22 protein-coding genes are annotated in these 24,963 nt (G+C 67.0%); 10 read left to right on the forward strand and 12 right to left on the reverse strand.

Features of this window, described 5'->3' with window-relative positions; translation table 11 throughout:
• Nucleotides 1–34 precede the first annotated feature (34 nt).
• Nucleotides 35–1,348: an MFS transporter gene (locus QNO00_RS14005; protein ID WP_284024947.1), complete on the forward strand. Its 1,314-nt coding sequence runs from the start codon at nt 35–37 to the stop codon at nt 1,346–1,348.
• Nucleotides 1,349–1,432: 84 nt separating this feature from the next.
• Here the strand turns inward: QNO00_RS14005 and QNO00_RS14010 are convergent, their stop codons facing one another.
• From QNO00_RS14010 to chvE, 4 genes are all read right to left on the reverse strand, one after another.
• Nucleotides 1,433–1,801 carry an SdpI family protein gene (locus QNO00_RS14010; RefSeq protein ID WP_284024948.1) on the reverse strand — a complete coding sequence of 123 codons (369 nt, stop codon included), beginning with the start codon at nt 1,799–1,801 and terminating at the stop codon, nt 1,433–1,435.
• 92 nt (nt 1,802–1,893) lie between these two features.
• The gene (gene mmsB, locus QNO00_RS14015; RefSeq protein ID WP_502863382.1) at nt 1,894–3,099 is read right to left on the reverse strand and encodes a multiple monosaccharide ABC transporter permease; all 1,206 of its coding nucleotides are present in this window, start codon (nt 3,097–3,099) and stop codon (nt 1,894–1,896) included.
• Entirely contained in the window at nt 3,096–4,643 is a 1,548-nt protein-coding gene (gene mmsA / locus QNO00_RS14020; protein ID WP_284024978.1) for a multiple monosaccharide ABC transporter ATP-binding protein, read from the reverse strand. The genes mmsB and mmsA overlap by 4 nt, the downstream gene beginning before the upstream one ends.
• A 101-nt stretch (nt 4,644–4,744) precedes the next feature.
• Complete coding sequence (chvE, locus tag QNO00_RS14025; RefSeq protein ID WP_284024949.1) at nt 4,745–5,863, reverse strand: multiple monosaccharide ABC transporter substrate-binding protein; 1,119 nt, start codon at nt 5,861–5,863, stop codon at nt 4,745–4,747.
• Between the two features lie 432 nt (nt 5,864–6,295).
• Here chvE and QNO00_RS14030 point away from each other — a divergent pair, with 432 nt between their 5' ends.
• Nucleotides 6,296–6,943 (forward strand): hypothetical protein, encoded by a 648-nt coding sequence (locus QNO00_RS14030; RefSeq protein WP_284024950.1) that lies wholly within the window; start codon nt 6,296–6,298, stop codon nt 6,941–6,943.
• Between the two features lie 178 nt (nt 6,944–7,121).
• Here QNO00_RS14030 and QNO00_RS14035 read toward each other — a convergent pair whose 3' ends face one another.
• Nucleotides 7,122–8,330, reverse strand: coding sequence for a globin domain-containing protein (locus QNO00_RS14035; protein ID WP_284024951.1), 1,209 nt, complete (start codon nt 8,328–8,330; stop codon nt 7,122–7,124).
• Between the two features lie 219 nt (nt 8,331–8,549).
• Entirely contained in the window at nt 8,550–8,942 is a 393-nt protein-coding gene (locus tag QNO00_RS14040) for a hypothetical protein (RefSeq protein ID WP_284024952.1), read from the reverse strand.
• A gap of 307 nt (nt 8,943–9,249) precedes the next feature.
• On the opposite strand from QNO00_RS14040, the gene QNO00_RS14045 reads away from it, so the two are divergent.
• Complete coding sequence (locus QNO00_RS14045; protein ID WP_284024953.1) at nt 9,250–9,987, forward strand: SDR family oxidoreductase; 738 nt, start codon at nt 9,250–9,252, stop codon at nt 9,985–9,987.
• Nucleotides 9,988–10,315: 328 nt separating this feature from the next.
• Entirely contained in the window at nt 10,316–11,416 is a 1,101-nt protein-coding gene (locus QNO00_RS14050) for a thermonuclease family protein (RefSeq protein WP_284024954.1), read from the forward strand.
• A 42-nt stretch (nt 11,417–11,458) separates the two neighbouring features.
• On the opposite strand, the gene QNO00_RS14055 is transcribed toward QNO00_RS14050, so the two are convergent.
• Complete coding sequence (locus QNO00_RS14055; RefSeq protein ID WP_284024955.1) at nt 11,459–12,277, reverse strand: histidine phosphatase family protein; 819 nt, start codon at nt 12,275–12,277, stop codon at nt 11,459–11,461.
• A 155-nt stretch (nt 12,278–12,432) separates the two neighbouring features.
• On the opposite strand from QNO00_RS14055, the gene QNO00_RS14060 reads away from it, so the two are divergent.
• A complete protein-coding gene (locus QNO00_RS14060) occupies nt 12,433–12,870 on the forward strand; it encodes a nitroreductase family deazaflavin-dependent oxidoreductase (protein ID WP_284024956.1) in 438 nt (145 codons plus the stop codon).
• A 137-nt stretch (nt 12,871–13,007) separates the two neighbouring features.
• On the opposite strand, the gene QNO00_RS14065 is transcribed toward QNO00_RS14060, so the two are convergent.
• Nucleotides 13,008–13,967 carry an NAD(P)-dependent alcohol dehydrogenase gene (locus QNO00_RS14065; RefSeq protein WP_284024957.1) on the reverse strand — a complete coding sequence of 320 codons (960 nt, stop codon included), beginning with the start codon at nt 13,965–13,967 and terminating at the stop codon, nt 13,008–13,010.
• A gap of 284 nt (nt 13,968–14,251) precedes the next feature.
• On the opposite strand from QNO00_RS14065, the gene QNO00_RS14070 reads away from it, so the two are divergent.
• The 5 genes from QNO00_RS14070 to QNO00_RS14090 all read left to right on the forward strand — a co-directional run bounded on the left by QNO00_RS14070 (nt 14,252) and on the right by QNO00_RS14090 (nt 19,905).
• Nucleotides 14,252–14,923, forward strand: coding sequence for a TetR/AcrR family transcriptional regulator (locus QNO00_RS14070; RefSeq protein ID WP_284024958.1), 672 nt, complete (start codon nt 14,252–14,254; stop codon nt 14,921–14,923).
• A gap of 81 nt (nt 14,924–15,004) precedes the next feature.
• Nucleotides 15,005–15,763, forward strand: coding sequence for a LamB/YcsF family protein (locus QNO00_RS14075; RefSeq protein WP_284024959.1), 759 nt, complete (start codon nt 15,005–15,007; stop codon nt 15,761–15,763).
• A complete protein-coding gene (locus QNO00_RS14080; protein ID WP_284024960.1) occupies nt 15,760–17,430 on the forward strand; it encodes a 5-oxoprolinase subunit B/C family protein in 1,671 nt (556 codons plus the stop codon). Before QNO00_RS14075 ends, QNO00_RS14080 begins: the two co-directional genes overlap by 4 nt.
• Nucleotides 17,427–19,166, forward strand: coding sequence for an acetyl/propionyl/methylcrotonyl-CoA carboxylase subunit alpha (locus tag QNO00_RS14085; protein WP_284024961.1), 1,740 nt, complete (start codon nt 17,427–17,429; stop codon nt 19,164–19,166). The genes QNO00_RS14080 and QNO00_RS14085 overlap by 4 nt, the downstream gene beginning before the upstream one ends.
• A 73-nt stretch (nt 19,167–19,239) precedes the next feature.
• Nucleotides 19,240–19,905: a GntR family transcriptional regulator gene (locus QNO00_RS14090; protein ID WP_284024962.1), complete on the forward strand. Its 666-nt coding sequence runs from the start codon at nt 19,240–19,242 to the stop codon at nt 19,903–19,905.
• 40 nt (nt 19,906–19,945) lie between these two features.
• Here the strand turns inward: QNO00_RS14090 and QNO00_RS14095 are convergent, their stop codons facing one another.
• The 4 genes from QNO00_RS14095 to QNO00_RS14110 all read right to left on the reverse strand — a co-directional run bounded on the left by QNO00_RS14095 (nt 19,946) and on the right by QNO00_RS14110 (nt 24,867).
• The gene (locus QNO00_RS14095) at nt 19,946–21,796 is read right to left on the reverse strand and encodes an alpha/beta hydrolase (protein ID WP_284024963.1); all 1,851 of its coding nucleotides are present in this window, start codon (nt 21,794–21,796) and stop codon (nt 19,946–19,948) included.
• Nucleotides 21,793–22,161 carry a DUF6507 family protein gene (locus QNO00_RS14100; protein ID WP_229964406.1) on the reverse strand — a complete coding sequence of 123 codons (369 nt, stop codon included), beginning with the start codon at nt 22,159–22,161 and terminating at the stop codon, nt 21,793–21,795. The genes QNO00_RS14095 and QNO00_RS14100 overlap by 4 nt, the downstream gene beginning before the upstream one ends.
• A gap of 134 nt (nt 22,162–22,295) precedes the next feature.
• On the reverse strand, nt 22,296–23,156 hold the full coding sequence (locus QNO00_RS14105) for an MBL fold metallo-hydrolase (RefSeq protein WP_229964405.1): 861 nt from the start codon (nt 23,154–23,156) through the stop codon (nt 22,296–22,298).
• Between the two features lie 58 nt (nt 23,157–23,214).
• The gene (locus tag QNO00_RS14110; protein WP_284024964.1) at nt 23,215–24,867 is read right to left on the reverse strand and encodes a 3'-5' exonuclease; all 1,653 of its coding nucleotides are present in this window, start codon (nt 24,865–24,867) and stop codon (nt 23,215–23,217) included.
• Nucleotides 24,868–24,963: the final 96 nt, after the last annotated feature.

A 24,963-nucleotide genomic window follows, 5' to 3' on the forward strand; every position in this document is an offset into this window, starting at 1 on the left:
CCCCTCACTGTCTGAGCGGCAAAGGAGCCCCAGCATGTCAGCACAATCGTCCCCCATCCCAGCGTCCGGTGCGGCCATAGCCCCGGCCGGCAGATCCAAAAAGCACTCCCTGGCGGCCAGCACCGTCGGCAACATCCTCGAGTGGTACGAGTGGAGCGCCTACGCCGTCTTCGCGCCCTTCATAGCCGCGGCCATGTTCAATCCGGATGATCCGGTGTCGGCGCTGCTGTCCACCCTGGCCGTGTTTGCCGTCGGCTTCCTGATGCGTCCGCTGGGCGGCATCGTGTTTGGCCGGATCGCGGATAAGAAGGGACGGAAGTTTGTCCTTATCACCACCATGCTGATGATGGCCGGCGGCTCCCTGGTCATCGGCCTGATGCCCACCTACGCCACGGTCGGCGTCTGGGCCTCCATCATTCTGCTCCTGGCCCGCGTCGGCCAGGGCTTCGCCCACGGCGGCGAGTCCGCCACCGCCAACACCTACGTGGCCGAGATTGCCCCCGCGAACCGCCGGGGCATGTGGGGCAGTATCGTTTTCGTCGCGATTTTTGCCGGATCGGTGCTGGCCTACACCGTGGGCGGAACGGTCACGGCAGTGCTCGAAGAGAGTGAAGTGGCTGCTTGGGGCTGGCGGATCCCCTTCATCCTGGGCGCTTTCCTGGCCCTGGCCGCCCTCTACCTGCGCAAGGGGATGGACGAGAGCGACGTCTTCCACGAGGAAAACAACGCCCAGGCCGCCGACCAACCGACGCCCCTGGCCCGCAAGCAGGTGGTCCGGTCGGTCCTGCTGATGATCGCAATGACCTCCGGCATCACCGCCGCCCACTACACCTGGACCTCCTACGCCTCCACCTACGCCATCACGCAGCAGGGAATGTCAGCCTCGAGCGCCTACTGGTCCTCCGTCATTGCCCAGCTGATTGCGCTCTGTTCCCTTCCGTTCTGGGGCCGCCTGTCCGACAAGGTGGGCCGCCGCCCGATGATGATCGGCTTCGCCGCCGTCATGATCCTGGTCCAGCTGCCGCTGATGGGGATGATCTCCTCCGAGCCCTGGACCCTGCTGGTCGCCGCCTCGCTGGCCCTGCTGGTGGTCGCCGTTCCGGGCGCCCTGCTGGCTGCCACTCTGTCCGAGAACTTCCCCACCAAGGTGCGCACCCAGAGCATCGGTTTTGCGTATTCCATCTCCGTGGCGGTCTTCGGCGGCACGGCGCCCTACCTGAATGCACTGCTGATCGAGTTGGGGGTGGGCTGGCTGTCGAGCGTCTACATCATGTTCCTGTGCGCATGCACCGCGGTGGCCGTATGGCTGATGCCCGAAACCAAGGGGATTGATCTCAAGGACGCCTGACCGGCGGGCAGCAAACACCGTGACCGGACACCAGGGCCGGCAGTTCTGAGGCCGGGCAGCTCCTGCCCGGCCTCAGCTGCGCATCTAGGCGCCGACGGCGCGCGCGGCGCCGTTCGCAGCTGCCGCGGAACGGAGGACGATTGCCACCTGAACTACGAGCATCAGGGAAGCCACGCCGATACCCCATGCCCCGCCCGCCGTGAACTGCACAACCAGGGCAGCCAGCACGCCGACGCCGGTCACGGGCCACATCTTCTTCACCACCGGAAGGGCAGCCCGGTGCCCGGCAGTCCATGCTTCGTCCGAGGCCCTGGTGTACCGGGTACGGATCCCGGCGACACCGTTCGGGCCCATCAGGCCGTCGGCGGCCTGCCTCGTCATGGCAACGCAGAGGCCCGGCAGGAAAATCAGGGCGAACAGCAGCGGGATCAAGCCGCCGAGCTCCTCAGACATGGCCCGCCGACCCTCCGGTGCCCCAGGCCGGCCGGACCGATAGCTCGTCTTTTCGCAAAGTCATGCTCCCGAATCTATCGGAGAAACAGACCCTAACGCGCATCCCGCCGCCGGCTGAACCCGAACGCCACCGCGAGCAGCAGCACCAAACCCTTGATGATCTGCTGCCACGCCGCGTCCACGGACAGGATGGACAGCCCCTGGTTCAGCACGCCCATTACCAGGCCGCCGATCACCGCGCCAATCACGGTGCCCACCCCGCCCTGCACCGACGCCCCGCCGATGAACACCGCGGCAATGGCATCCAGCTCGAACCCCGCGCCGGCCGCGGCCACCGCTCCCCCGGCCCGCGAGGTGGCGACCACGCCGGCCAGCCCGGCGAGGAATCCCATGTTCACGAAGATGAAGAAGTTCACCCACTGCGTCTTCACGCCGGACATCATCGCGGCGTTCAGGTTCCCGCCCATCGCGTAGATGTGCCGGCCGAACACGGTGCGGGTGAGCAGGAACGAATATGCCAGCACCAGCACGGCCAGCGTGATCAGGATGAACGGCGTGCCCCGGTTGTACGCCAGCAGATAGCAGAGGTACATGATGGCCACCACGGCCACGCCGATCTTGAACCAGAAGGACAGCGCCCGCTCGCGCGGCAGGCCCAGCCGGACCAGATTGCCGCGGCTGCGCAGCTGCTGCACAATCACCGCCACCGAGGCAACGGCGCCGATGCCCAGGGTGATCAGGTCCGGAGTGCCGGTGGAGGGCAGGGTGCCGGAACTGATCGCCACGTACGGCCGCGGCAGCCCGCTGACCGTGCCACCGGACAGCAGCACCAGGGCCAGGCCGCGGAAGATCAGCATCCCGGCCAGCGTGACAATGAACGCCGGGATCCCCACAAACGCCACCCAAAAGCCCTGCCACGCACCGATCACGGCGCCAACGACGAGCGCCAGCGCGACGGCGCCCCACCAGGGCAGGCCCCAGTCGTTCATCGACAGCGCGGCCACGGCACCGACCACCGCCACCACCGACCCCACGGACAGGTCGATGTGCCCGGCGATGATCACCATGACCATGCCGATGGCCAGGATCAGCACGTATGCGTTCTGCTGGATCAGGTTGGACACGTTGCCCGGGTAGAGCAGCCGGCCACCGGTGAGGATCTGGAAGAGCACGATGATGACGACGAGCGCGGCCAGGATGCCGTACTGCCGCAGGTCCACCCCGCGGCGCTTTTTCGACGTCGTGCCCGCGCGCGGCGGAAGCGGGGCCTTCGCCTGTTCTGAGGTGGTGGTGGTCACGAGGCTTGTGCTCCTTGGGTCCGGGCGGCGGTCATGTGGCGCATCAGTTCCTCCTGGGTCGCGTCGGCGTGCTGCACCTCGGCGGTGAGCCGGCCCTCGGCGATGGTGTAGATGCGGTCGGCTAGCCCGATCAGCTCGGGCAGCTCGCTGGAAATCACGATGACGGCTTTGCCCTGCGCCGCCAGCTCGTTGATGATCCCGTAGATCTCAAATTTGGCGCCGACGTCGATTCCGCGCGTCGGCTCGTCGAGGATCAGCACATCCGGACCGGAATAGATCCACTTGCTGAGCACGACTTTCTGCTGATTGCCGCCGGAGAGGTTCCCGACCAGCGAGGACACCGACTGCGTTTTGATGTTCATCCGCTGCCGGTAATCGTCGGCGACGGCGTATTCCCGGTTGCGGTCGATGATGCCCAGCTTCGCGAGCCGGCGCAGCGCAGCGGCGGAGATGTTGACGGTGACGCTGCCGATCAGGTTCAGCCCGTAGCGCTTGCGGTCCTCGCTGACGTAGGCGATGCCGTTGCGGATGGCCTCCCCCACGGTCCGGGTGCGGATTTCCGCCCCGTCCTTGAACACCCGGCCGGAGATCCCGGCGCCGTAGGAGCGGCCGAAAATGCTCATCGCCAGCTCGGTGCGCCCGGCCCCCATCAGCCCGGCGAAGCCCACAATCTCTCCGGCACGGACAAAGAAAGACGCGTGGTCGACGACGACGCGGTCCACGTCGATCGGATGGTGCACGGTCCAGTCCTCGACCCGGAACTTCTCCGCGCCGATGTCCGGTTCCCGCTCCGGAAACTGGGAATCCAGCGGCCGGCCCACCATGTCCCGGATTATGCGGGTCTCGATGTCGTCGGTGTCCTCCACCTCGAACGTCTCGATGGTGAGGCCGTCGCGGATGACGGTGACGACGTCGGCGATCGCCCGGATCTCCTTGATCTTGTGGGAAATGATGATCGAGGTGATGCCCTGCCCGCGGAGCTGGTCGATCAGCCCGAGCAGGTGCGCCGAATCGCCGTCGTTCAGTGCTGCGGTGGGCTCGTCCAGGATCAGGATCTTCACTTCCTTGGAGAGCGCCTTGGCGATCTCCACCAGCTGCTGCTTGCCGACGCCGAGCTCGAGGATTTTCGTGGCCGGGTTTTCATCCAGACCCACACGCTCGAGCAGTGCCGCGGCCTGCAGGTTGGTCTGGTTCCAGTCGATCACTCCCCCGCGCTGCACCTCGTTGCCCAGGAAAATGTTCTCCGCGATGGACAGGTACGGGCTCAGCGCCAGCTCCTGATGGATGATCACAATACCGTCCCGCTCGCTGTCGTTGATCGACCCGTAGCTGACCGGCCTGCCCTCCAGCGTGATCGTGCCCTCGAAGCTGCCGTGCGGATACACGCCGCTGAGCACCTTCATCAGCGTGGATTTGCCGGCGCCGTTCTCGCCGCAGATGGCGTGCACGCCGCCGCGCTCCACGTCCAGCGAAACGCCGTCGAGCGCTTTGATGCCGTGGAATTCCTTCACAATGCCGTCCATGGAAAGGATGACGTCATTCATGCCGTTCTCGTTTCGCTGCAGGGAAGTGGTGTCCACGGACGGTGCCTTCCGGGGCGGGCGCGGACCGGCCGCGTCCCGCCCCGGAGGCGGCGAAGCGGCAGTTACAGCCCGACGTCGTCAGCGGTGACGAACCCGGAGTCCACCAGCACGGACTGGACGTCGTCCTTGACCACAACCTGCGGCTCCAGGATGTAGGTGGGCACCACGAAGACGCCGTTGTTGTAGGTCTCGGTGTCGTTGACCTCCACGTCTTCACCGGCCACGATCGCCTCGATCATGGTGTTCACCTGGGCGCCGAGCTCGCGGGTGTCCTTCCAGACGGTCATCGACTGGCGGTCGGCGAGCATCGCCTTCACGTTGGCGGCGTCGGCGTCCTGGCCGGTGATGATCGGCCAGTCGGTGCCCGGGGTGTAACCGGCCGCTTCCAGCGAGGATTCGATGCCCAGCGCCAGGCTGTCATTGGGCGAAAGCACGACGTCGACCTTCTCGCCGCCGGTGTAGAAGGACTGCAGGCGGTTGTCCATCTCGGACTGCGCGTCGGCCGATTTCCAGCCGAGGATGCCGATGGAGGTCCACCCCTCGTTGCTTTCCGGGGATTTGTCGGAGGGCACCACAAGCTGGCCGCTCTCGACGTACGGAAGCAGCACGTCCCAGGCGCCGGCGAAGAAGAAGGCGGCGTTGTTGTCATCCGGGCTGCCGGCGAAGGGTTCCAGGTTGTACGGGCCCTCGCCCTCGGCCAGGGCCAGCTCCTCCTCGATGAATTGTCCCTGCAGCTGCCCCACCTGGTAGTTGTCGAAGGTCGCGTAGTAGTCCACGGCCTCGGTGCCGTTGATCAGCCGGTCGTAGGCGATGACGGTGATGTCCTGCTCCTTTGCGCTTTCCAGCGTGGGGCCGAGGGTTTCACCGTCGATGGCCGCGACGACGAGGATCTTCGCGCCGCCGGCGATCTGGTTCTGGATCTGGCTGATCTGCTGGTCCGTCTCGTCTTCGGCGTACTGCAGGTCAACGTCGCAGTTCCTGGCTTCGAGCTTTTCCTTCAGGCCCTCGCCGTCGTTGATCCAGCGTTCCAGGCTGCGGGTGGGCATCGAGATGCCGACGCTGCAGGCGGCGGCTTCGCCTTCGCCGTCCTCGGTGTTGGATCCCGCCGGAGCGCAGGCCGCCAGGCCGGCTGCCAGTCCGAGGGTGAGAAAGAGGGTTGATGCGTGCTTGATTCGGGTCATGGTTGCTGCCTTTGAAAAAGGATCCGGCCGCGGCGGGCAGCTCCCGGGCATCACGCCGGCGGAAACGGCGAAATGCCACTGGATGGCCGTGGGGCTGAATCGAGCGGATACAACGCTGTAGCGCCCCGTCGACGGCGACCGTCAACAATCTGTAGGCGAGGTCAAGAGTCCCACTGCCCGGCCGGTTGAACAAGAGAAATGGACACAGTTATACAATCGCAATTCCGCATCCGGGTAGGCCGCGCGGGGCTGGCCGGCCGGCGCCGTTTGGGGGATGGCACTTGGGCGCCGCAGGGGGCTCCGCGGCCGACTCGATCGACCGGGCAACCCTCTGGGGATACGAGAAATACACCTCTCGGATTCGAAATCGGGGGATCCCGGCGTCGAAGCTGACGTCAGTGGTGGCTGTAAACCGCCTGTACGATTGCGAAGTTGAAACTTTCGTTCATGGGGGAAAAATTGAATTCTGCTCGAATTACCATCGGAACAGCAGTGTTGGCATTGGCGCTGACAGCATGTTCCAGCACTACTGCTTCATCGCCGAACGTATCAGTTGATCCCGCAGCTTCATCGTCGGCCGCCGCACCTACACCGGTTGTTACCCCCGCTGAGAACGAGCGCGGTCAAATCATCAAAGAGATTGGTGAAACGGCAGGTCTTTTTACCGACGAGGAAGACGATGCGCCTACCATGAAATTCAAGGTGACATCTATAAAGCCAATCGAATGCGACGCACCCTATGCGACACCGCCGAAGGGAACAGCACTGGCTGTTTCTCTGGAAATCGAAACAACGGCGACATTCGAGGGTCCCCTTAGCGTAAACGGCCAGGAAGGCCAAGTCAGCTTCAGTCCGCGTGACTGGAAAGGTTACGCAGCTAACGGCACGCGTATGAACACCGTCGACTCCTCCATCCAACAAAACTGTCTTGCCGACAATACCCAGCTGCTCCCTGATTTTTTCGGGAAGGGTGAAAAGCTCAATGGCTTGGTCATCCTCGACGTCACCGCACCAACTGGTGAAATCGCTTTCGATCCTTCGGGGTCCGGCGGCTGGGTCTGGAAATACCCCTCCGCTTAACAGCGCACATTGTATCGGCGGCCTGCCGTCAAATCTATTTATGTCATTCCCTTGATCCGCGACTGATCACTAGATTTTGGAACTGCACCCGATACGTTCGATTTCCGCCGACATCAGCGGAGAGATCCCGGTCCCTTTGTCAACAAAGGAACCGGGATCTTTTTGCTTTTGGCCCCGCCTACTGGACGTCAGCCAGCCAGAGGTCCGGACCGAAGACCTCGTACTGGATGTCCTGCGCGGGCACTCCGCGCACAATCAGCGAGCTGCGGATCGCCTGCATGAAGGCCAGGGGCCCGCACAGGTAGTAGTCGGAGTCCGCGGGAAGCTCCACATTCGTCAGATCCATGAAACCGGTGAACTCGGTCTCCGACGGAGTGGCATCAGCCGAGGGCTCCATGAACCAGTTGAGCATCGAGGCGTCCGGCAGCTGCGCCAGGTCCGCACGCATCTGGTTTTGCAGGGCGAAGGAAGCCGCTGAGTGGTCGGCATGCAGCAGGGTCACGGAGCGCGTGGCCGCCGACTGCGCGAGATGCGAAATCATTCCGGCCATCGGCGTAATGCCGATTCCGGCGCTGATGAAAACAACCGGCCGGTCGGCGGGTTTCAGCACCACCTCACCAAACGGAGCCGAGAGGACCAGTTCATCGCCCACGTTCACGCTGGCATGCAGCAGGTTGGAGACCTCCCCGTCCGGGGAGGGCAGGCCGTGGATCCGTTTGACCGAGAACTGGCGGTGCAGCCCGTCGTCGGCACGGGTCAGGCTGTACTGCCGCGGTTGATGCACGCCGTCGGGCATCAGTGCCTTCAGCGATATGTACTGCCCGGGCAGGGACGGCTCCACGTTCCGGTCGTCGGTGCGTTCCACCACGAAGGTCACGACGTCGTCGGTTTCGGCAATCTTCTCCGTCACCCGCCAGGGACGCCAGACGCTCTCCGGGTCCAGACCCGCCGCCGCATACATGACGCGTTCGGAGTTGATGAGAACGTTGGCCATCAGCCAGTACACCTCGTCCCAGGCGGCCGCAACGTCGGGCGTGACGGCGTCACCGAGGACATCCACGATGGCCCACATCAGATGGTCGTGGACCACTTTGTACTGTTCCGGGCGCAGGCCGAGGGAAACGTGCTTGTGCGCAATCCGGGCCAGCAAATGGTCGGGCAATTCGTCGGGCCTGTTGACCAGGAAACCTGCAAATGCGGCAACCGAACCGGCCAGGGCCTGCTGCTGCTGCCCGTTTGCCTGGTTTCCCCTGTTGAACAGGCCATCAAGCAGCTCGGGCTTTTCCGCGAACATGTGCGCATAAAAGCGTTTTGCGATCTCCGCAATGTTCCCACCCACCACCGGCAAGGTGGCTTCAATGACGGGACGGGATGTATCAGAAAGCACTTCGAGCTCCTTCGCTCAGCATTTTCAGCCTTCAGCAATCCCGAAGGCCGACAGGCTCGAAACACGCGCCGAAATTCCGCGTCTCCAACCGCAACTCGAAAGCGACTAAGCAATAAATCGACTTCCAAACGTCACGATACTCCTTTTCTACACGCTGTAGAAATGAGAGGTTTGGCCCGGCCGCAAAAGCCCGGTGCGGCAACTGAAGCGTGCCCGCTGCTACTCCCCGGCCCGGCCGCGGACGGCCGCCCACTTCTCGCCCAGCGCGACATCGGCCAGCGGCTGCCACTTGCTGGTTTCCAGCAGCGAGGCGACGGTGTCGCGGTTGATGTCCAGCTCCTTGGCGCCTTCCTCCACCGCGGTGGGATAGCAGACCCAGAGCACGCCGTCGGCCTCCACGGCGGCGGCGGCGCCCGCCAGGTCATGGGCCAGATCCGCGGCCGAACCGACAACCAGGATGACGACGTCGGCCGGCATCAGTGCGCCCGGCTCGGCCAGGAATGCCTGCTCCGGCAGGAAGGAGGCTACCTCCGGGCGGCCCTGCGCGCCGTAGACGGTGACGCGGTTCCCGGCGGTGGTGCCGAACGGCTGGGCGGAGGAATCAGAAGACATGGGTGGAGCTCCATTTCACGGGCGTGAGTCGGACTGGAAACATGATTCCGGCGGGCACGCCAACCAACCGGATGTTTCCATTCTTTCAGGTTCCGGCATCGGCGCAGGTCACCGCACTTTCGGGCACGGACCACGCTCCGGATCGAGCCGGACCCGGAGTCTGGGGCGCCGTGTGCGGACGGGCGCGACCTCTTGGCCCTGCGGTGCGGCCGCTTTTGCCGGGCACCCTACACGCGCCGGGATCCGGTAGGCAGAATATGCCCAGGCGGGGCGGCCTCCCGCCGGCCCATCCCCTAAGGAGAGTCCCATGACCACGTCGCCTCCGCGCAGTGTCATCGTCACCGGCGGCTCCGGCGGCATTGGCCGGGCGGCCGCGCTGCGGCTCGCCCGCGACGGCGCCCAGGTTCTTGTCCACTACAGCGGAAACCGCGACGCGGCCCGTCAAACGGCCGACGGCGTCGTCAATGCCGGCGGCACAGCCGTGGTTTTCGGCGGAGATGTGGCGGAGGAAGGACAGATGCAGGAGATGTTTGTCGAAGCCGACGCGGCGTTCGGCGGCGTTGACGTACTGGTCCACACCGCTGGCATCATGCCCCTGGGGCCAGTCGCGGAAATGTCGCTGAAGACCTTTGACCGGATTCAGCGGACCAACCTCCGCGGCACCTTCATCGTTGATCAGCTGGCCGCACGGCACCTGCGCGACGGCGGTGCGATCATCAATTTCTCCACCTCCGTCACCCGCCTCCAGCTCCCCGGCTACGGCGCCTATGCAGCATCCAAGGGCGCCGTGGAAGCGCTGACCCTGATTCTGGCCCGCGAGCTGCGTGGACGGAACATCACGGTGAACGCCGTGGCTCCGGGGCCGACGGCCACTCCCCTATTCTTCACCGGCAAATCCCAGGAGCAGATCGACGCCATCGCCAAGCTCAACCCCATGGAGCGGCTCGGGACACCGGAGGATATCGCCGAGGCGGTGGCCTTCCTCGCCGGTCCGGGCCGCTGGATCAACGGCCAGGTCCTCTACGCCAACGGCGGCGCCGCGTAGCCGCAGTGCGCCTCTCGGCTTCCCGGCCTGCGGGCTGTTGTGAATTGTGCGGATAGGCCGATTCGAACCTGTTGTCCACGTTTCCCCGAATAGGTGGGTTTCCGCTTACTTCCTGCTTCGGACCGAGGTGATTGCGTGCCCGCCACAGTGCCGTTTCCCCATTGTCACCGGCACCGAGTAATCTCGGGGAGACAATTCAATAGTTGGGGATAACTTTGCAGCACACCATCAGCGGACATCACTGCTCCGCTTCCAAAACCACGCACCTTACGGCAGGCCCGGATTCATCCGTTTCGGACCTCCGCGAACCTCGCGGAAAGCAGCTTTCATGATCAGCGGAGCGAAAGCCTTAATTGCAGTCGCCGGCCTGGTGGTCGCCGGAAGCACGGTGGCCATTGTTGCCTCCGGAAACGCCGATGAAGGAAAAGTCGTTCGGGTTATCGACGGCGACACCCTGGTGGTGGATTTTGATGACCAGGAGCTGACCGTCCGGCTGCTGAACGTGGATACCCCGGAGACCAAGGATCCCGGCAAACCCGTCGAATGCCTGGGCCCGGAAGCAACCGATTTCCTCACCGAAGCGCTGCCGGCGGGAAGCACCGTGACGCTGGCGTTCGACGTCGAGCGCGAGGACCGCTACGGCCGCACGCTCGCGGCCGTCTATAACGACGACGATCTCCTGATCAATGCCGAGGTGGCCCGCCGGGGTTTGGGAATCCCGGTGACGGTCGGCAAGAACACCAAGTTCCGGCCGCCCGTCGATGAGGCCTACCAGGAGGCTCAGGAACAGCACGCCGGGCTTTTCGCCGAGGACGTTGAATGCACCGTTCCGGCGATGGTCGCGGCTCTGGAAGAGACTGCGAGCCAAGCGGCTTCCGAAGGAACGGGAACGACGGCGGTGGCCGCCGGCGCCGCCGTCACCGCTGTTTACGCGCTTGCAAAGACGGTCGACGCCGGGTTCGACGCTTTCGAAGCCAGTGCAAAGGCAGGAGAGTCCCTGATTTGGGCGGCACTCACCCCGCCCCAAAAGGCCGACCTCCAGGCCAGGGCAAACACCGCGCAAACCCAGGTCCATGACCGCCACGATGAATTGGTCACTGTGCAGGCGGAGCTGCAGGCCTCCGAAGACGAGGTGAAGCGCAAGGCTGCCGAAGCCGAACGGATCGCTGCCGAAGAAGAAGCCCGCAAGGTTGCCGCAGCGGCACAGGCCGAAGCGGGCCGCCTTGCCGCAGAACAGGCAGAGGCCCACCGCATCGCCGCAGAAGCCGAAGCCCGGCGGATTGCCGCCGCGCAGGCCGAAGCCGACCGCCAGGCTTCCTATACCCCTCCGCCCCAGCAATACGTTCCGCCCGCACCGAGCAGCAACCCGCCGGGCTATACCGGTCCGCGCTGTTACGCGCCGGGCGGGAAGACCTGGCGCCCCTGCTAAACGGAGGCCCGCGCTGCTCAAAGGCGCGGGCCACCTGCGTCCTTAGCTGCCGAACGAGTCCTGCAGGAAGTGCCGGTTTGCTTCAGCCCGCTCCAGGAGATCGTTGTCGGTGAAGTACTTCCGGTTGAACTCTTCCCAATCGCCGACGAACATGGTCCATTCCCCGTCAACCTGAACCGGCCAGCAGCGGCGCACCCAATTGAGTTTTTCGCGGACGCTGTTCCGGGTGTTCGGGTCGGTGCTGGAATACTGCAGGACGGTGCAGTTGTGAATCATCTGCGCCTTGTCGGCGTCACGCCTCAGGAATTCTTCGTCACTCCACCGCTCCAGAACGAGGCGCGTCGCCCACATGAATTCCCCGTGGGTGACCATGAGAACGTTGTCGCGGGCATTCTCGCGGTGCAGAGTGCTGAGGATGTTCCGCACCCGGTTCTCGGCCACATTGGCAATGGATTCGCCGGCGGGCGGAGCCCAGTACAACGGATCGTTCTCGCGGTACGCCGCGTTCTGCGAATACTTCCGCGCAAAATCCTGCTTCGACATGGATCCGATCTCACCCCACGACCGTTCGCGGATGACGCGGTTCTCTTCCCAGCGCACATCCAGCCCGAGGTTCGCGGCAGTCTCGCGGGTCCGGGTGTAGGTGGAGACAATGGCGCGGTCGAACTCGATGTTCTGCTCGGCGATCCAAGCGCCCGCGACCTTTGCCTGCTGTACTCCGAGTTCGGTCAGGCGCCAGGAACGGTCCGGAACGGTCATTGTCTCTTCGGTGTAGAGGCTCGGGTCACCGGCCTTGGAAGCCCGCTGCATAACGTTCGCTTCGCTCTGTCCGTGGCGGACGAGAAACAGGTTCCGGGGCATGACCATCGAGGCCTCCTTTGCGTCTGCGTTGGTTCTTTTACATTCTAGGTGCGCAAAAACGCCCGCCCCGTTCCCCTGTCTCCGGCGCGCATAGCTGTCTCCGGCGGCCAGGCGGCAGTTGGACCTCGACGCCGCAAAAGGGGTTGACTGTCTTTATGATTCTTACCGGTGAATACGCCCCCAGTTCCAGCAAGCGCGCCCGCGAGCAGGCGGAGCTCATTGAAAGCTCCGGCGGTACCGAGGGAACCACCCTCGGCGGGCGCCCCGTCGTACTGCTGACCACGGTCGGCGCGAAGTCGGGAAAGCTGCGCAAGACGCCGCTGATGCGCGTGGAGCGCGACGGCGACTACGCCGTCGTCGCGTCCATGGGCGGCGCACCCAAGCACCCCGTCTGGTACCACAACATCGTGCCCAACCCGCACGTAGAGCTGCAGGACGGACCGCAGAAGTGGGACATGCGCGCCCGCGAAGTCACCGGCGAGGAGAAGGCCGCTTGGTGGGAGCGCGCCGTCGGAGCCTATCCCCCGTACGCCGATTACCAGGCGAAGACGGATCGCGAAATCCCCGTGTTTGTGCTGGAGCGGATGGACTAGCTCCTTAACAAACGGAAACGACGACGGCGGACCCTCTGGGGCTCCGCCGTCGTCGTTGTGCTGCTGCCGTTGTGGGATCTCGCTGCCGTTTTGGGGTTCTGCTGCCGTTGCGCAGTGGCAGTAACGTCCCAAAACGGTCACGGAACCAGGACGACGCTGCCGCACACCTGGCCGGATTCCAGCCGCCGCATCGCTTCGGCGACGTCGGCCAGCCGATACCGGCTGTCGATGCGCGGCACGACCGTGCCTGCCTCGGTCATGGCGGAGATGCGCTCGAGGTCTTTGCCGTTCTCCCGGCACATCAGTCCCTTCAGCCGGCGGTTGCCGAAAAGCGACAGGACCGCACCGCCGACCTGCCGCTCGAAGATGGCCCCGGTCAGCCGGTTGCCTCCCTCCCCGCCGGCAAGCACCGCCGTGCCGCCGGGCACCAGTGCGCGGCGCAGGCGGGCCGGGGAAGGATTGCCGCCGACGTCGATAATCGCGTCGAACCGGGGCCCGGCGGCGGCGAAATCCTCCCGCGCATAGTCGATAATCCCCGCGGCACCAAGCGACCGGACAAACTCCGCCTTGCCGGCACTGCACGCCCCGGTCACCTCGGCCCCGGCCGCCCGGGCCATCTGCACTGCAAAACTGCCGACGCCGCCGGCCGCTCCCAGCACCAGGACCTTCATCCCCGCGGCCACCCGGGCGGCATCCAGGGCCTGCAGCGCAGTCAGTCCTGACAGTGGAACCACTGCCGCCTGCTCGAAGTCCAGACCGGCAGGCTTGAAGGCCAGCTTCTCCTCGGGGGCAGCAGAGAATCCAGCAAAGGTGCCCCGGCCGATCCCATACACCTCATCCCCTATCCGGAAACGAGTGACGCCGGCACCGACGGCGGCCACGGTGCCGGCGAGGTTGTGCCCCATCACGGGCTGCCGGGGCCTGCGCAGCCCGACGGCAGCGCGGAGCAGATACGGTTTACCCGTCATCATGTGCCAGGCGGCGCGGGCCAGCCCGGCGGCGCGTACCTGCACCAGCACCTCGGTGGCTCCCAGCTGAGGAAGCGGATGCTCGGCCAGACGCAGGACCTCCGGGCCGCCGTAGCCGGTCTGCAGCACGGCGGGGACTGTAGCCGGCAAGCTGGCAGACGACGGAACTGCGGGCGAAGCGGCTGGCGATGAAACGGATGGGGCCGACGACTGACCTGCTGGCGGCAAATCGGCTCGGGCCTGGGTCGGAGCAGATGGGGTGGCAGACGGAGCAGACGGTGGCCCGTTTTGGGAAGTGCGTGACGTGCGGGACATGGCGGGTCCTTTCGCGGAAGTTCCTTCTGGAACACATCAGCCTTACTCTGTAAGCGCGACCGTACCTTACAAAGTAAGGCAGCGGTAGACTGCCCGCAATGACAACCACAAACGCTTCCCCACACCTCCGTCAGCCGCTGACCCGCGAACGCGTGCTGCAGGCTGCCGCCCGCCTTGCCGACGACGGCGGGCTCGGCTCTCTGACCATGCGCTCGCTGGCCTCGGATCTGTCGGTGCAGCCGATGTCGCTCTACCACCACGTGGCCAACAAGGAAGACATCCTGGACGGGTTGGTCGACCTCGTCTTTGACGAGGTGCAGGTGCCCTCCGAAACCCCTGGCGGATGGCGTGCAGCCATGGAGGCCCGCGCCCACGGCATGCGGGCGGCGCTCTCCCTCCACCCGTGGGCGGTGGGACTGATGGAAACGCGCACGACGCCGGGCGCCGCCAATCTGCGCCACCACGACTCCACGCTGGGCGTACTGCGCCGGTCGGGCTTCTCGCTGGACGCCGCCGGTCACGCCTATGCCCTGCTGGACAGCTACATCTACGGCTTCGCCCTGCAGGAGGCCGGGCTGCCGGTCGGCGTGCCCGATGCGGATCCGCAGATTGTGGAGGCCATGGCCCGCTCCATCCCAGCCGGGGAGCTGCCCTACCTGGCGGAGATGGCAATGGACCGCGCCACCCAGCCGGACTACAGCTTCGGTGCCGAGTTTGAGGTGGGGTTGCGCATCATTCTCGACGGCCTGACCGGCCTGCTGACGCAATAAACGCCCCGGATTGTTGAACAATCGAACGTGATCGCGCACACTGTAGGGACACCAGCCCCCACCAGAGGTACGGAGACCAGCATGCCGGTCATTGATTTGAACAGCGACGTCGGAGAGTCCTTCGGCAACTGGAAGATGGGCGACGACGCCGCCGTCTTCGAATCCGTCTCCAGCGCCAACGTGGCCTGCGGCTTCCACGCCGGAGACCCGTCCACCATCGCACAGACCTGCCGCGACGCCGTCGCCGCCGGAGTCACCATCGGCGCCCACGTGGCGTACCGGGACCTGGCCGGCTTCGGCCGCCGGTTCCTGGACTGCTCCTACACCGAATTGCACGACGACATCCTCTATCAGCTGGGCGCGCTGCAGGCCATGGCCCGGGCCGCAGGCGGCGAGGTCAAATACGTGAAACCGCACGGCGCCCTCTACAACACGATCGTTCATCACGAGGTCCATGCCCAGGCCGTCATCGACGCCGTCCGCACCTTCGACAAGGACCTGCCGGTCCTGCTGCTGCCCGGCGCCGTCGCCCTGGACAAAGCCGCCGACGCCGGCCTGCGCGGTGTTGCCGAAGCCTTTGCCGACCGCAACTACAGCCCGGACGGAACCTTGGTGTCGCGGCGCGAATCCAATGCGGTGATCCACGATGCAGAGCAGGTCACCGCCAACATGGTCCGCCTCGCCACCGAAGGCACCATCACGGCCGTGGACGGCACCGTCATCCCCATGAACGCCGCCTCCATCTGCGTCCACGGCGACACCCCCGGCGCCGTCGCGATGGCCGCGGCCGTACGGCGCGGATTGGAAAACGCCGGCGTCACCATCCAGAGCTTCGTATGACGTCCTCCCCGATCGCCGGCATCCGGCCCGCGGGCACCCGCGCCCTGCTGGTCGAGCTGGCATCGCTGGCCGACGTCACCGCCCTGCACACCCAGCTCAAGGCACACCCGCTGCCCGGCCAGGTCGATGTTCTCGCGGCCGCCGGCACCGTGCTGGTCCGTTTCATCGGCCGGCGGGAAACGGTCGACGCCGCTGGCCGGATTCAAGCCCTGGACCTCACCCGTGCTGAGGCTCCGGAGGCGCGCACGGTCACCATCGACACCGTGTACGACGGCGCCGACCTCGCCGAGGTGTCCCGCCTCACCGGCCTCTCGGAGGAGGCCGTGATTAAGGCGCATACCGGCAGTTCCTGGCTGGGCGGGTTTGGCGGGTTCGCTCCCGGTTTCACATACCTGACCGGCGGGGATCCCGTCCTGAAAGTTCCCCGCCGCGACACTCCGCGCACCGCCGTGCCCGCCGGTTCAGTGGCGCTGGCGGGCGAATATTCGGCGGTGTATCCGCGCGAATCCCCGGGAGGCTGGCAGCTGATCGGCCGCACCAGCGCCGTCATGTGGGACCTGGACCGCGAAGATCCCGCCCTCATCCGCCCCGGTGACACCGTCATCTTCCAGGCTGTCCGTGAGCTGGTTACGACGACAGACCCCTCCCCCGCAGCCATCGAGGAATCAGCGGCCGGTCCCTCGTTGGTAGTCCGCGCCGCCGGCCTGCAGTCCCTGATTCAGGATTTGGGCCGCCCCGGCTATGCGGACCTCGGCGTTTCCGCCTCGGGAGCCGCCGACACCCGCTCCGCCCGGCAGGCCAACCGGCTCGTCGGCAATCCCGCTGACGCGGCGGTGATCGAGAACCTCTTCGGCGGCCTCGAGCTCACCGCGCACGGGGACACGGTACTGGCACTGGCCGGCGCCGAGGTGCCCGCCGCCGTCGTATCCCCCGACGGCAAGCGTGACCGGCCGGTTCCGTTGAACGCTCCGTTCGCACTGCTCGACGGCGAGATCCTCACCCTGGGCTCCCCCTTCCGCGGAGTCCGTGCCTACGCGGCCGTCCGCGGCGGCATCGCCGTCGAACCCGTTCTGGGCAGCCGCAGCACCGATTCAATGAGCCGCATTGGACCCGCCTCGCTGGAATCCGGAACCCGGCTGCCCATCGGCAACATCACCGGCACCACACCCGTCGGCTCCCCCGAGCCCGGCACCCTGCTCAGCGGCGACCAGCCGGGAACCCTCGGCGACGGCGACTTCCCAACCCTGCTGCGCATCACCGCCGGCCCGCGGCAGGACTGGTTCGGACCGGATGCCGCCGCCGCGCTGACGGAGCACACCTGGCGCACCACCAACGAGTCCAACCGGATCGGCGTCCGGCTCGAAACCGACCCCGAAGACCCGGAGGCGCAGCCGTTGCAGCGCGTCCGGAACGGCGAACTTCCCAGTGAAGGCGTGGTCGCCGGCTCGCTGCAGGTCCCGCCGTCGGGCCTTCCCGTCCTGTTCCTGGCCGATCATCCGGTGACCGGCGGATATCCGGTGATTGCCGCCGTCGTGCCCGAGGACCTGCCGGTGGCCGCGCAGCTGCCGCCCGGCCACCCCGTCCGCTTTGTTTTCGTGCACCCCGACACCCTGGCGCCGCTCTCCCCCGGATCGGCCGCCGCACTGTTTCCGGAAGGAACCCCATGAAGAAGGTCCTGATCGCGAACCGCGGCGAAATTGCCGTGCGCGTGGCCCGCGCCTGCGCCGACGCCGGAATCGGGTCGGTGGCAGTCTATTCGAACCCCGACGCCGATGCCCTGCACGTGCGCCAGGCCGACGAGGCCCTGCCCCTGCACGGCGCCGCCGGCGCCGACACCTACCTGAACATTCCCAAGCTGATCGAGGCCGCGCAGCTGGCCGGGGCCGACGCCGTGCACCCCGGCTACGGGTTCCTGTCCGAGAACGCTGACTTCGCGCAGGCAGTGCTCGACGCCGGACTGACCTGGATCGGCCCCTCACCGCAGGCGATCCGCGACCTGGGCAACAAGGTCACCGCGCGTGACATCGCCGTCCGGGCCGGCGCGCCGCTGGTGCCCGGCACCCCGGGGCCGGCCGAAAGCGCCGGACAGGTCCGCGCGTTCGCCGAGGAACACGGTTTGCCGGTGGCGATCAAGGCGGCCTTCGGCGGCGGCGGCCGCGGCATGAAGATCGCGCGCAGGCTCGAAGACGTGGAGGATGCGTTCGAGTCAGCAGTCCGCGAGGCCGTGTCAGCGTTCGGCCGCGGCGAGTGCTTCGCCGAACGGTTCCTGGACCGGCCCCGGCATGTGGAGGCGCAGGTGCTGGCCGATACGCACGGCAACGTCGTCGTTGTCGGCACCCGCGACTGCTCGCTGCAGCGCCGCAACCAAAAGCTCGTGGAGGAGGCTCCCGCGCCGTTCCTGACCGATGAGCAGCGCGCCACCATCCACGAATCGGCGAAGGCGATCTGCCGCGAGGCCGGCTACACCGGCGCCGGCACGGTGGAATATCTGGTCTCCCCCGACGGGCTGATCAGCTTCCTGGAGGTCAACACCCGGCTGCAGGTTGAGCACCCGGTGACCGAGGAAACCACCGGCGTCGATCTGGTCCGCGAGCAGTTCCGGATCGCCGACGGCCTGCCGCTGTCCTTTACCGAGGATCCGGCGCCCCGTGGACACGCGTTCGAATTCCGGCTCAACGCCGAGGATCCGGCCCGCGGATTTCTGCCCGGCCCCGGCCCAGTGGACGCGTTCGAACCGCCAACCGGCCCCGGCATCCGGGTCGATTCCGGCGTCCGCTCCGGTTCCGTGGTGCCCGCCGAGTACGACTCGCTGATGGCCAAACTGATTGTCTGGGGCGAGGACCGGCCGCAGGCGCTGCGCCGGGCCCGGGCCGCGCTGGACGAGATCGTAATCCGCGGGCTGCCCACCGTCCTGCCGTTCCACCGCGCCGTGGTCCGCTCCGAGGCCTTCACCCGCGGAGACACCTTCGGGGTGCACACCACCTGGATCGAGTCCGAGTTCGCCGAACCGCTGGCCGCGTCTCCGGAGATCGCCGCCTCGCTGCCCGGCGCCGAGCGCGAGACCATCACCATCGACGTCGACGGCCGCGCCGTCGCCGTCGGGGTGCCCGCCGCCCTGCTGAACGCGCTGCGCTCCGGCGGAAGCGGAGCCCCGGCCGCCGGCGACGGCGGGAGCTCCGACGGCGGAGGCGGCGTACTGGCCTCGCCGATGGCGGGGAACCTGGTGAAGTGGGTGGCCGACGACGGCGCCCGGCTGGCCGCGGGCGATCCGGTCGCCGTGCTGGAGGCCATGAAAATGGAAACCACCGTCCGCGCCCACCGGGCCGGAACCCTGAGCCGTGCCGAGCTGGAACCCGGGGCCGCCGTCGCACGCGGGAATTCCCTGGGCCGGATCGGCTCCTAAACGTCCGGAGCACCGGCCGTCTCCCCCTCCGGCCGGTGCTTCGGATCCCTCTTTCGCCCACTAGATTAGGGGAATGCTTGTGAACCTGCCGGACGTCACCACGGACCGCACCGACCATGCGAACACCACCGTCTGGGTGGCCGATGTGCTGCGCCGCCGGATTGCCGCCGGCGAGCTGGCGCCGGGCACCAAGCTTTCCGAGCAGCAGCTCGCCGCGTCCATGCAGGTTTCCCGCAACACCCTGCGCGAGGCGTTCACCATGCTCAGCATCGAGTCGGTGGTGACCCGCTTTCCGAACCGCGGCGTGTTTGTGGCCGCGCCCGACTCCGACGCCGTCCGGGAAATCTACCGGGTCCGCCGCATGCTGGAGCCCGCCGCGGTGCTCTGGGGACCGGAGCTGGACCTGCACCGGCTCGACGCCGTGGTGGCGGAGGCCCGTGACGCCAAGCGCCGCGGGGCCGTCCCGGACATGGCCGCCGCCAACCAGGCCTTCCATGAAGCGCTGATCGCCATGTCCGGCAGCCTGCAGCTGCAGCAGATGATGGGCCGCGTGCTGGCCGAGATGCGGCTGGTGTTCCACGCCATGAGCGCCGAGCCGGAGTTCCACACCCGGTATGTGGAGGAAAACGCCGCCCTGGTGGACCTGCTGCGCGCCGGCCGCCGGGCCGAGGCCGCCGACACGCTGCGCGGCTACCTCGATGCCGCCGAGGCTGAACTGCTGGGGCATTTGGGCGCGTAGCTGCAACCGAGCGATTACGGCGGTGTCCCGCGCTCGTCCTTCATTTCTGCGCCGCCACCATGGCCAGCGCCTCCTCCGCCCGGCCGCCGGTCACGAGGGCGGTGAAGTGCAGGCTGAAGCTGTCCTGGCCAAGATAGCCGCCGAGCCCGTGGCCGCCGACAGCCGCAAAGGATTTTCCGTCCACCGTGACCCGGTCCGAGCTGAAGACTCTGCCGCCCCAGGCCTCGGTGAGGGGATCCAGACGCGCGGCAGCGGGATTGAGCGTCACAATGGCCACGATTTCGCTGGCCGCTGTCCCCATTTCCGCGACGCGGTCCGCCGAAGCGAGCGTGACGTAGACGTCCACCGCTCCGTCCGTGGCGAGATCCACGTTGAGGGTGTCGGCGGAGTCCGACTGAACCCCGGCGGATGCCAGCAGCACCGCTGCCGTGACCCGATACTGGGTCTGGTCCAGCGCCAGCGCCGCCATGGTGGTGCCGTAGGAGTGGGCCACCACATTGACCTCGGGAGGCGGAGCTCCGCCAGCGGTCCGGCCCAGATACAGGCCGTCAAGCGCTGCGGCCAATGCCGGTGCGCCCTTCTCCGCGCTGGCCGCACCGCCCACGGTGAGCTCGGTCGGGGGTTCGTAGCCCATGTACGCCACCACCGCGGTGGACCCGCCGTGAACTCCGATCCTGCGCTGTTCCCGGCCGAGGGACTGCGCGTTGTCCACCAGCGACGCCGCCTGCTTCGTGGAGGTATTCATCCCCGGCACCAGGAAGGAAACGTTGCTGGCAGAATCGAGGTCTTCTCCGACACTGATGGCGGCCAGTGGCACGTTGGTGCCGGGGTCGAAGGAAATCAGCTGCCGCTTCTCCCCGGCGCCGCCCAGCGCTTTCGTCAGCGCGTTCACCGCTTCGGTGCGTTCCAGATGCCGGCTGCGTTCCATCGGCCGCAGGTCTTCCGGCCGCCATGCAGCACCGCGGGCCTTCCTGCCGCCGGCAGCGGTGCCGGCGGGTGTCCGGCCCAGGCGTTGCTGAACGGCCGCCAGAACGCGCCGGTTGGCCGTGTCCCGAACCTTGTACGGGGCGCCCTCCAGGTTTCCGACCAGCCCCGGAAGGGCTGCGGCGAGGGCGGCCTGCTGCGGGCCGTTCAGCTTTGCCCAGAAGTTGGCCTCTTCGTGCGGGCTCAGGCCGGCCACGAAAAGCCGGGCCTCCGGCCGCCGTCCCAGCTCGCTCAGCAGCTCCGGACCCAGCAGCGTCAACTGCGCATACAACGCCCTGATGTCTGCCGGAGTGGCGTCCCGAGCGGCGGCCTTCCGGAATACCGCGTCCATCTCCCGGCGCAGCGCGGAGGACAGATCCATGCGGCTCGAAGAATAGCTGGAGACCACGTCCGGCGTGGAGCGGGAGATTCCGGCCAAGGCGGCCAGGCAGTCCTCGGATGCCTGCTCAAAGTGCACGGCCAGCAGGTCCGCTTTGGCCTGGAGCGGTTCGGTAGCCGCGGCCCGGACGGCCTCCATGGTGCGTTGGGAGGCGTTGTCCTTCTTCATCTCGCGGAGCTCGTCGTCGAGGCGCTGGTACGCCGCCTCGATTTCGGTTTCCAGCATCCGGCGCTGCGTTTCAATGGCGATGAGTTCACTGCCGAACCGGTCCAGGGCAGCCCGCAGCAGCGCGCTGCTTTCCGTGTATTCCCGGGTGTGGGCCGCCGGCGCATCGAAAGCCCGCAAAACCAGGTCCTGTTCCGGAGCGGCGTAAAGACCGCCCAGACCCTGCCACTTGTTTTGCAGGGACTCGATGGCATCGGCGAAAACCGCTGCTCCGTCGAGGATTTCCCGAGCCCGTGCCTGGATCGGTTCGCCGTCGGGCAGCATGCGAAGCTCATGCAGCTCGATGTGGATGTAGCGGGTCATTCGACTGCCCGCAGGTTGAGGCTGCCGCCGTAACGGGGTGGACGGTAGTTGGCCGGAACGGACGCCGCGAGGCGCTGGGCATTCCGAACCATCTGCTCATCACCTTGGACGTACTCGGCCACAGCTTGGGCGACCCCCTGGACCGCATTGTTGCAGCGGATCATGATGGCCGAGACGTCCCGGCCAAGCACGTCAGCGCAGATCCCGCGGGCCGTCTCGGCTATCTGGGTACACGTGCCCAGAAGGTCCGGCAGCCCCTGCTCCTGCTCCGCCAGCACTCTCCGAGCGTTTTCCAACTCGTCAAGGTCGAACCGGGCGTCGCGCAGCAGAGCCTGCACCGACGCCACCTGAATGTCCATTTCCATGTGCGCCCCCTTCGGGTTTTCAGGAACGCTACGGGGGCAGGCCGGAGCCTGGAATCGCTGGTCCGGAGCCTGTGGACACGGCCCGACACCAATCAGTTCGGAACCGTCAGGTGCAGGAATCCGCCGGAAGTTCCCTACCCCTCGGCGCCGTCCGGCACGGTCTTTCCGTAGGTCGGCTCGGCGACTCCGCCGATGGGGCCGGGCGCCACGATCCGGCGCTTCCGGGGCGCCACGCGTGACCGGACGGTTCCGACAGCCTGCCGCACTTCCAACCGTGCGGCCGGGCCGTGCCCGGGCAGCAACAGCGAAGCGTCCAGTATGCTGAGCTGTCCCAGCGAGCGCCGTGCGCCGTCGCCGTCTGAGTGGAACATGGGATCGAGCATCTGCGGACCCCGGATCCGGCTGATGTTGTGGCCCGTCACCAGGGCGTCACCGGTGGCAACCGCGTGCGCGGCAGGCAGGTAGTAGGCGGTGTGTCCCGGTGTGTGCCCCGGGGTGGGCACTGCCACCGGCGAGCCGGGCAGGGCGGCCAGCTCGGCGTCGTCGTACCAGGTGGCCGCGGACAGGACCGCCACCCGCCCGGCGCCGCCGGCAGCCAGTGCGTGCCAGGCCCAGTGCAGGACGGCGGGGTTCCAGGCCCGGCTCAGGATGTGCGCGACCGAGACCTGCTCCCGCTGCTCCCCCTGCAGATAGGGCAGTTCGGGAAGGCTGCACAGGACCGGGATTCGGTAGGCTGCGGCGAAGTAGCCGGCGGTCCCGGCGTGGTCAGCATGGGCGTGCGTGACGAGGATCGCCGCCGCGTCGGCGGGATCCAGGCCGGCGTCCCGGATCGAGGCAACCACCAGCGGCAAGTCCCCCGGATAGCCGCCGTCTATCAGGGTGAAAGCATCCCCGTCGCGCAAGATAATCCAGTTCGACGCCGGGCCTTCCACGAAAAAGACGTTCGCGGCCGGTTCCGTCATCGCGTACTTCGGTGTTCCAACTCCAGCATCCATTCCCGTACCTCCTCTAGAGAGGTATATCCTGCCGCCCGGCGGGCTGCAACGGAGTTTTCTAGTCGGCTGAGGTTTCGTAGAAGTCCCAGGCGCTGATAACCTCGGGCACCGCCAGGGCATGCTCGGCGCGCGGGATGACCCCCTGCAGCCAGCTGAGCTTTGTGCCGGGGCGGCCGCGGTGCGCCAGGACCATCGATCCGAGCATGAACATGTCGCCAACCGGGGCGTAGACCGCCACGCCCTGAACCAGGAAAGGGCCGCCCAGGGCATCAAACACCGCCGTCACCAGGTCCCCGTGCCGGACGCTGCCCAGCAGGACCTCCAGGAATTCGCGGTCCGGGTCATGGCTGAGCAGAGTGGAAACAAAAGCCGCATCCTCATCCTGCAGGAGGGCCAGGGCATGGATGTCGCGCTCGGGCTTGCCGTTGTTTTCGATGCTGCGGTGCCCGAGCATCCGTACCCCGAGCACCGGGGATTTGAAGGCGGTGCCGGCAACCCGGAACACTCCGTAGTGCTCGCTTTTGAAGGTGGCCGCGGCGGGGTCTGCCGGGCCCATCCGTGCCAGGATTTCGCCCATGCCCTTGACGTCACGGCGCTTGGGCAGGGCCGGTGGAGTGTCGACCAGGGACATCGGCTCTGCGGAAGGCAGCAGCGCCGCGGCCGCGGAGGCAACACCGGCTGCGGAATCGGCGGGACCGGCGGGATTGGCGGGATCGGCGTCGAGCAGCTCCCGGAAGGCCGCTTCCCCGATGATGTCCAGGGCCTGGCCCTTGGCCCGCAGGGCCTGTGCCTTCAGGACTGACCGGCTGACGACGGCGCCGGCCCGCAGCAGGTCGGCGTTCCAGTCGCCGACCACCAGCAGCGAGGTGGCGCGGGTGGGGGCGTGGTTGTTCAGCTGCCCGCCGTGTTCCAGCACCAGCTGCTGCAGGACCGGGCGTTCCACGGTGAAGTCCCCGGTGAAGGAGACCATGTGCCCGCTCATCTTCGCGGAGACCGCAGCCACCGGCTCGGTCAGGGTGAGGGTGGGGCGGGGCGTGAATCGCTGGGTCCGCCCGGCGGCGGTCGACGGCGCCCGGCCGGCAGCCTGCGCCGGCGACTGCGCCCGCGACGGCGCCAGCCCGGTCACCCGCGCTGCGGCCGGGGTCCGGGCGAAACCCGTTGCCCCCTTCGGCCCGCAGAACTTCAGGACGGCGTCGATGTCTGCCATCCCCTCCCGCTGGGCCAGGGCGATGGTGATGTTGGCGCAGGCCTCGGCGTCGGCCAGTCCGTCGTGGTGCTGGAACGCGCCGAAGCCCAGCGCGGCGTTGACGGTGGGCAGTTTGTGATTCTCCAGCGCCAGCAGCGCCTGCGCCATTTTCACGGAACACCCGTAGCGGAAGGCCTGGCCTGCAAGGCCGGCGTTGGCACTGGTTTCGCGGAACACGGCCAGATCGAAGGCGGCGTTATGGGCGAGGATGGCGTCCTCCGCGATGAACGCCGTGATCTCGGGATGGGCCTGCGCCCAGGTCTGGGCGCCGGCCACCATGGCCTCGGTGATGCCGTGGATGTCGATGTTGCGCCGCTGGAAGCCTCCGCCGTCGGTGGGCCGCAGGAGCCAGTAGCCGCGCTCGACAATCTGCCCGTTCCGGACCTTCACCATGCCCAGGGCACAGGCCGAAGCCCGCGATCCGTTGGCCGTTTCAAAGTCGATCGCGGTGAAGTTCAGCGTCATGTGGTGTGTAGTCCTTGAGTTCTGACCGAACGCAAGGCCGGCAGGCGAAAACCGCGACAGGCGGCCCCTCACTCTACCGGCCGGCGGCTCAGCGCG

Source organism: Arthrobacter sp. zg-Y1219, from assembly GCF_030125545.1.
In the GTDB taxonomy this organism is placed as follows: Bacteria; Actinomycetota; Actinomycetes; order Actinomycetales; family Micrococcaceae; genus Arthrobacter_B.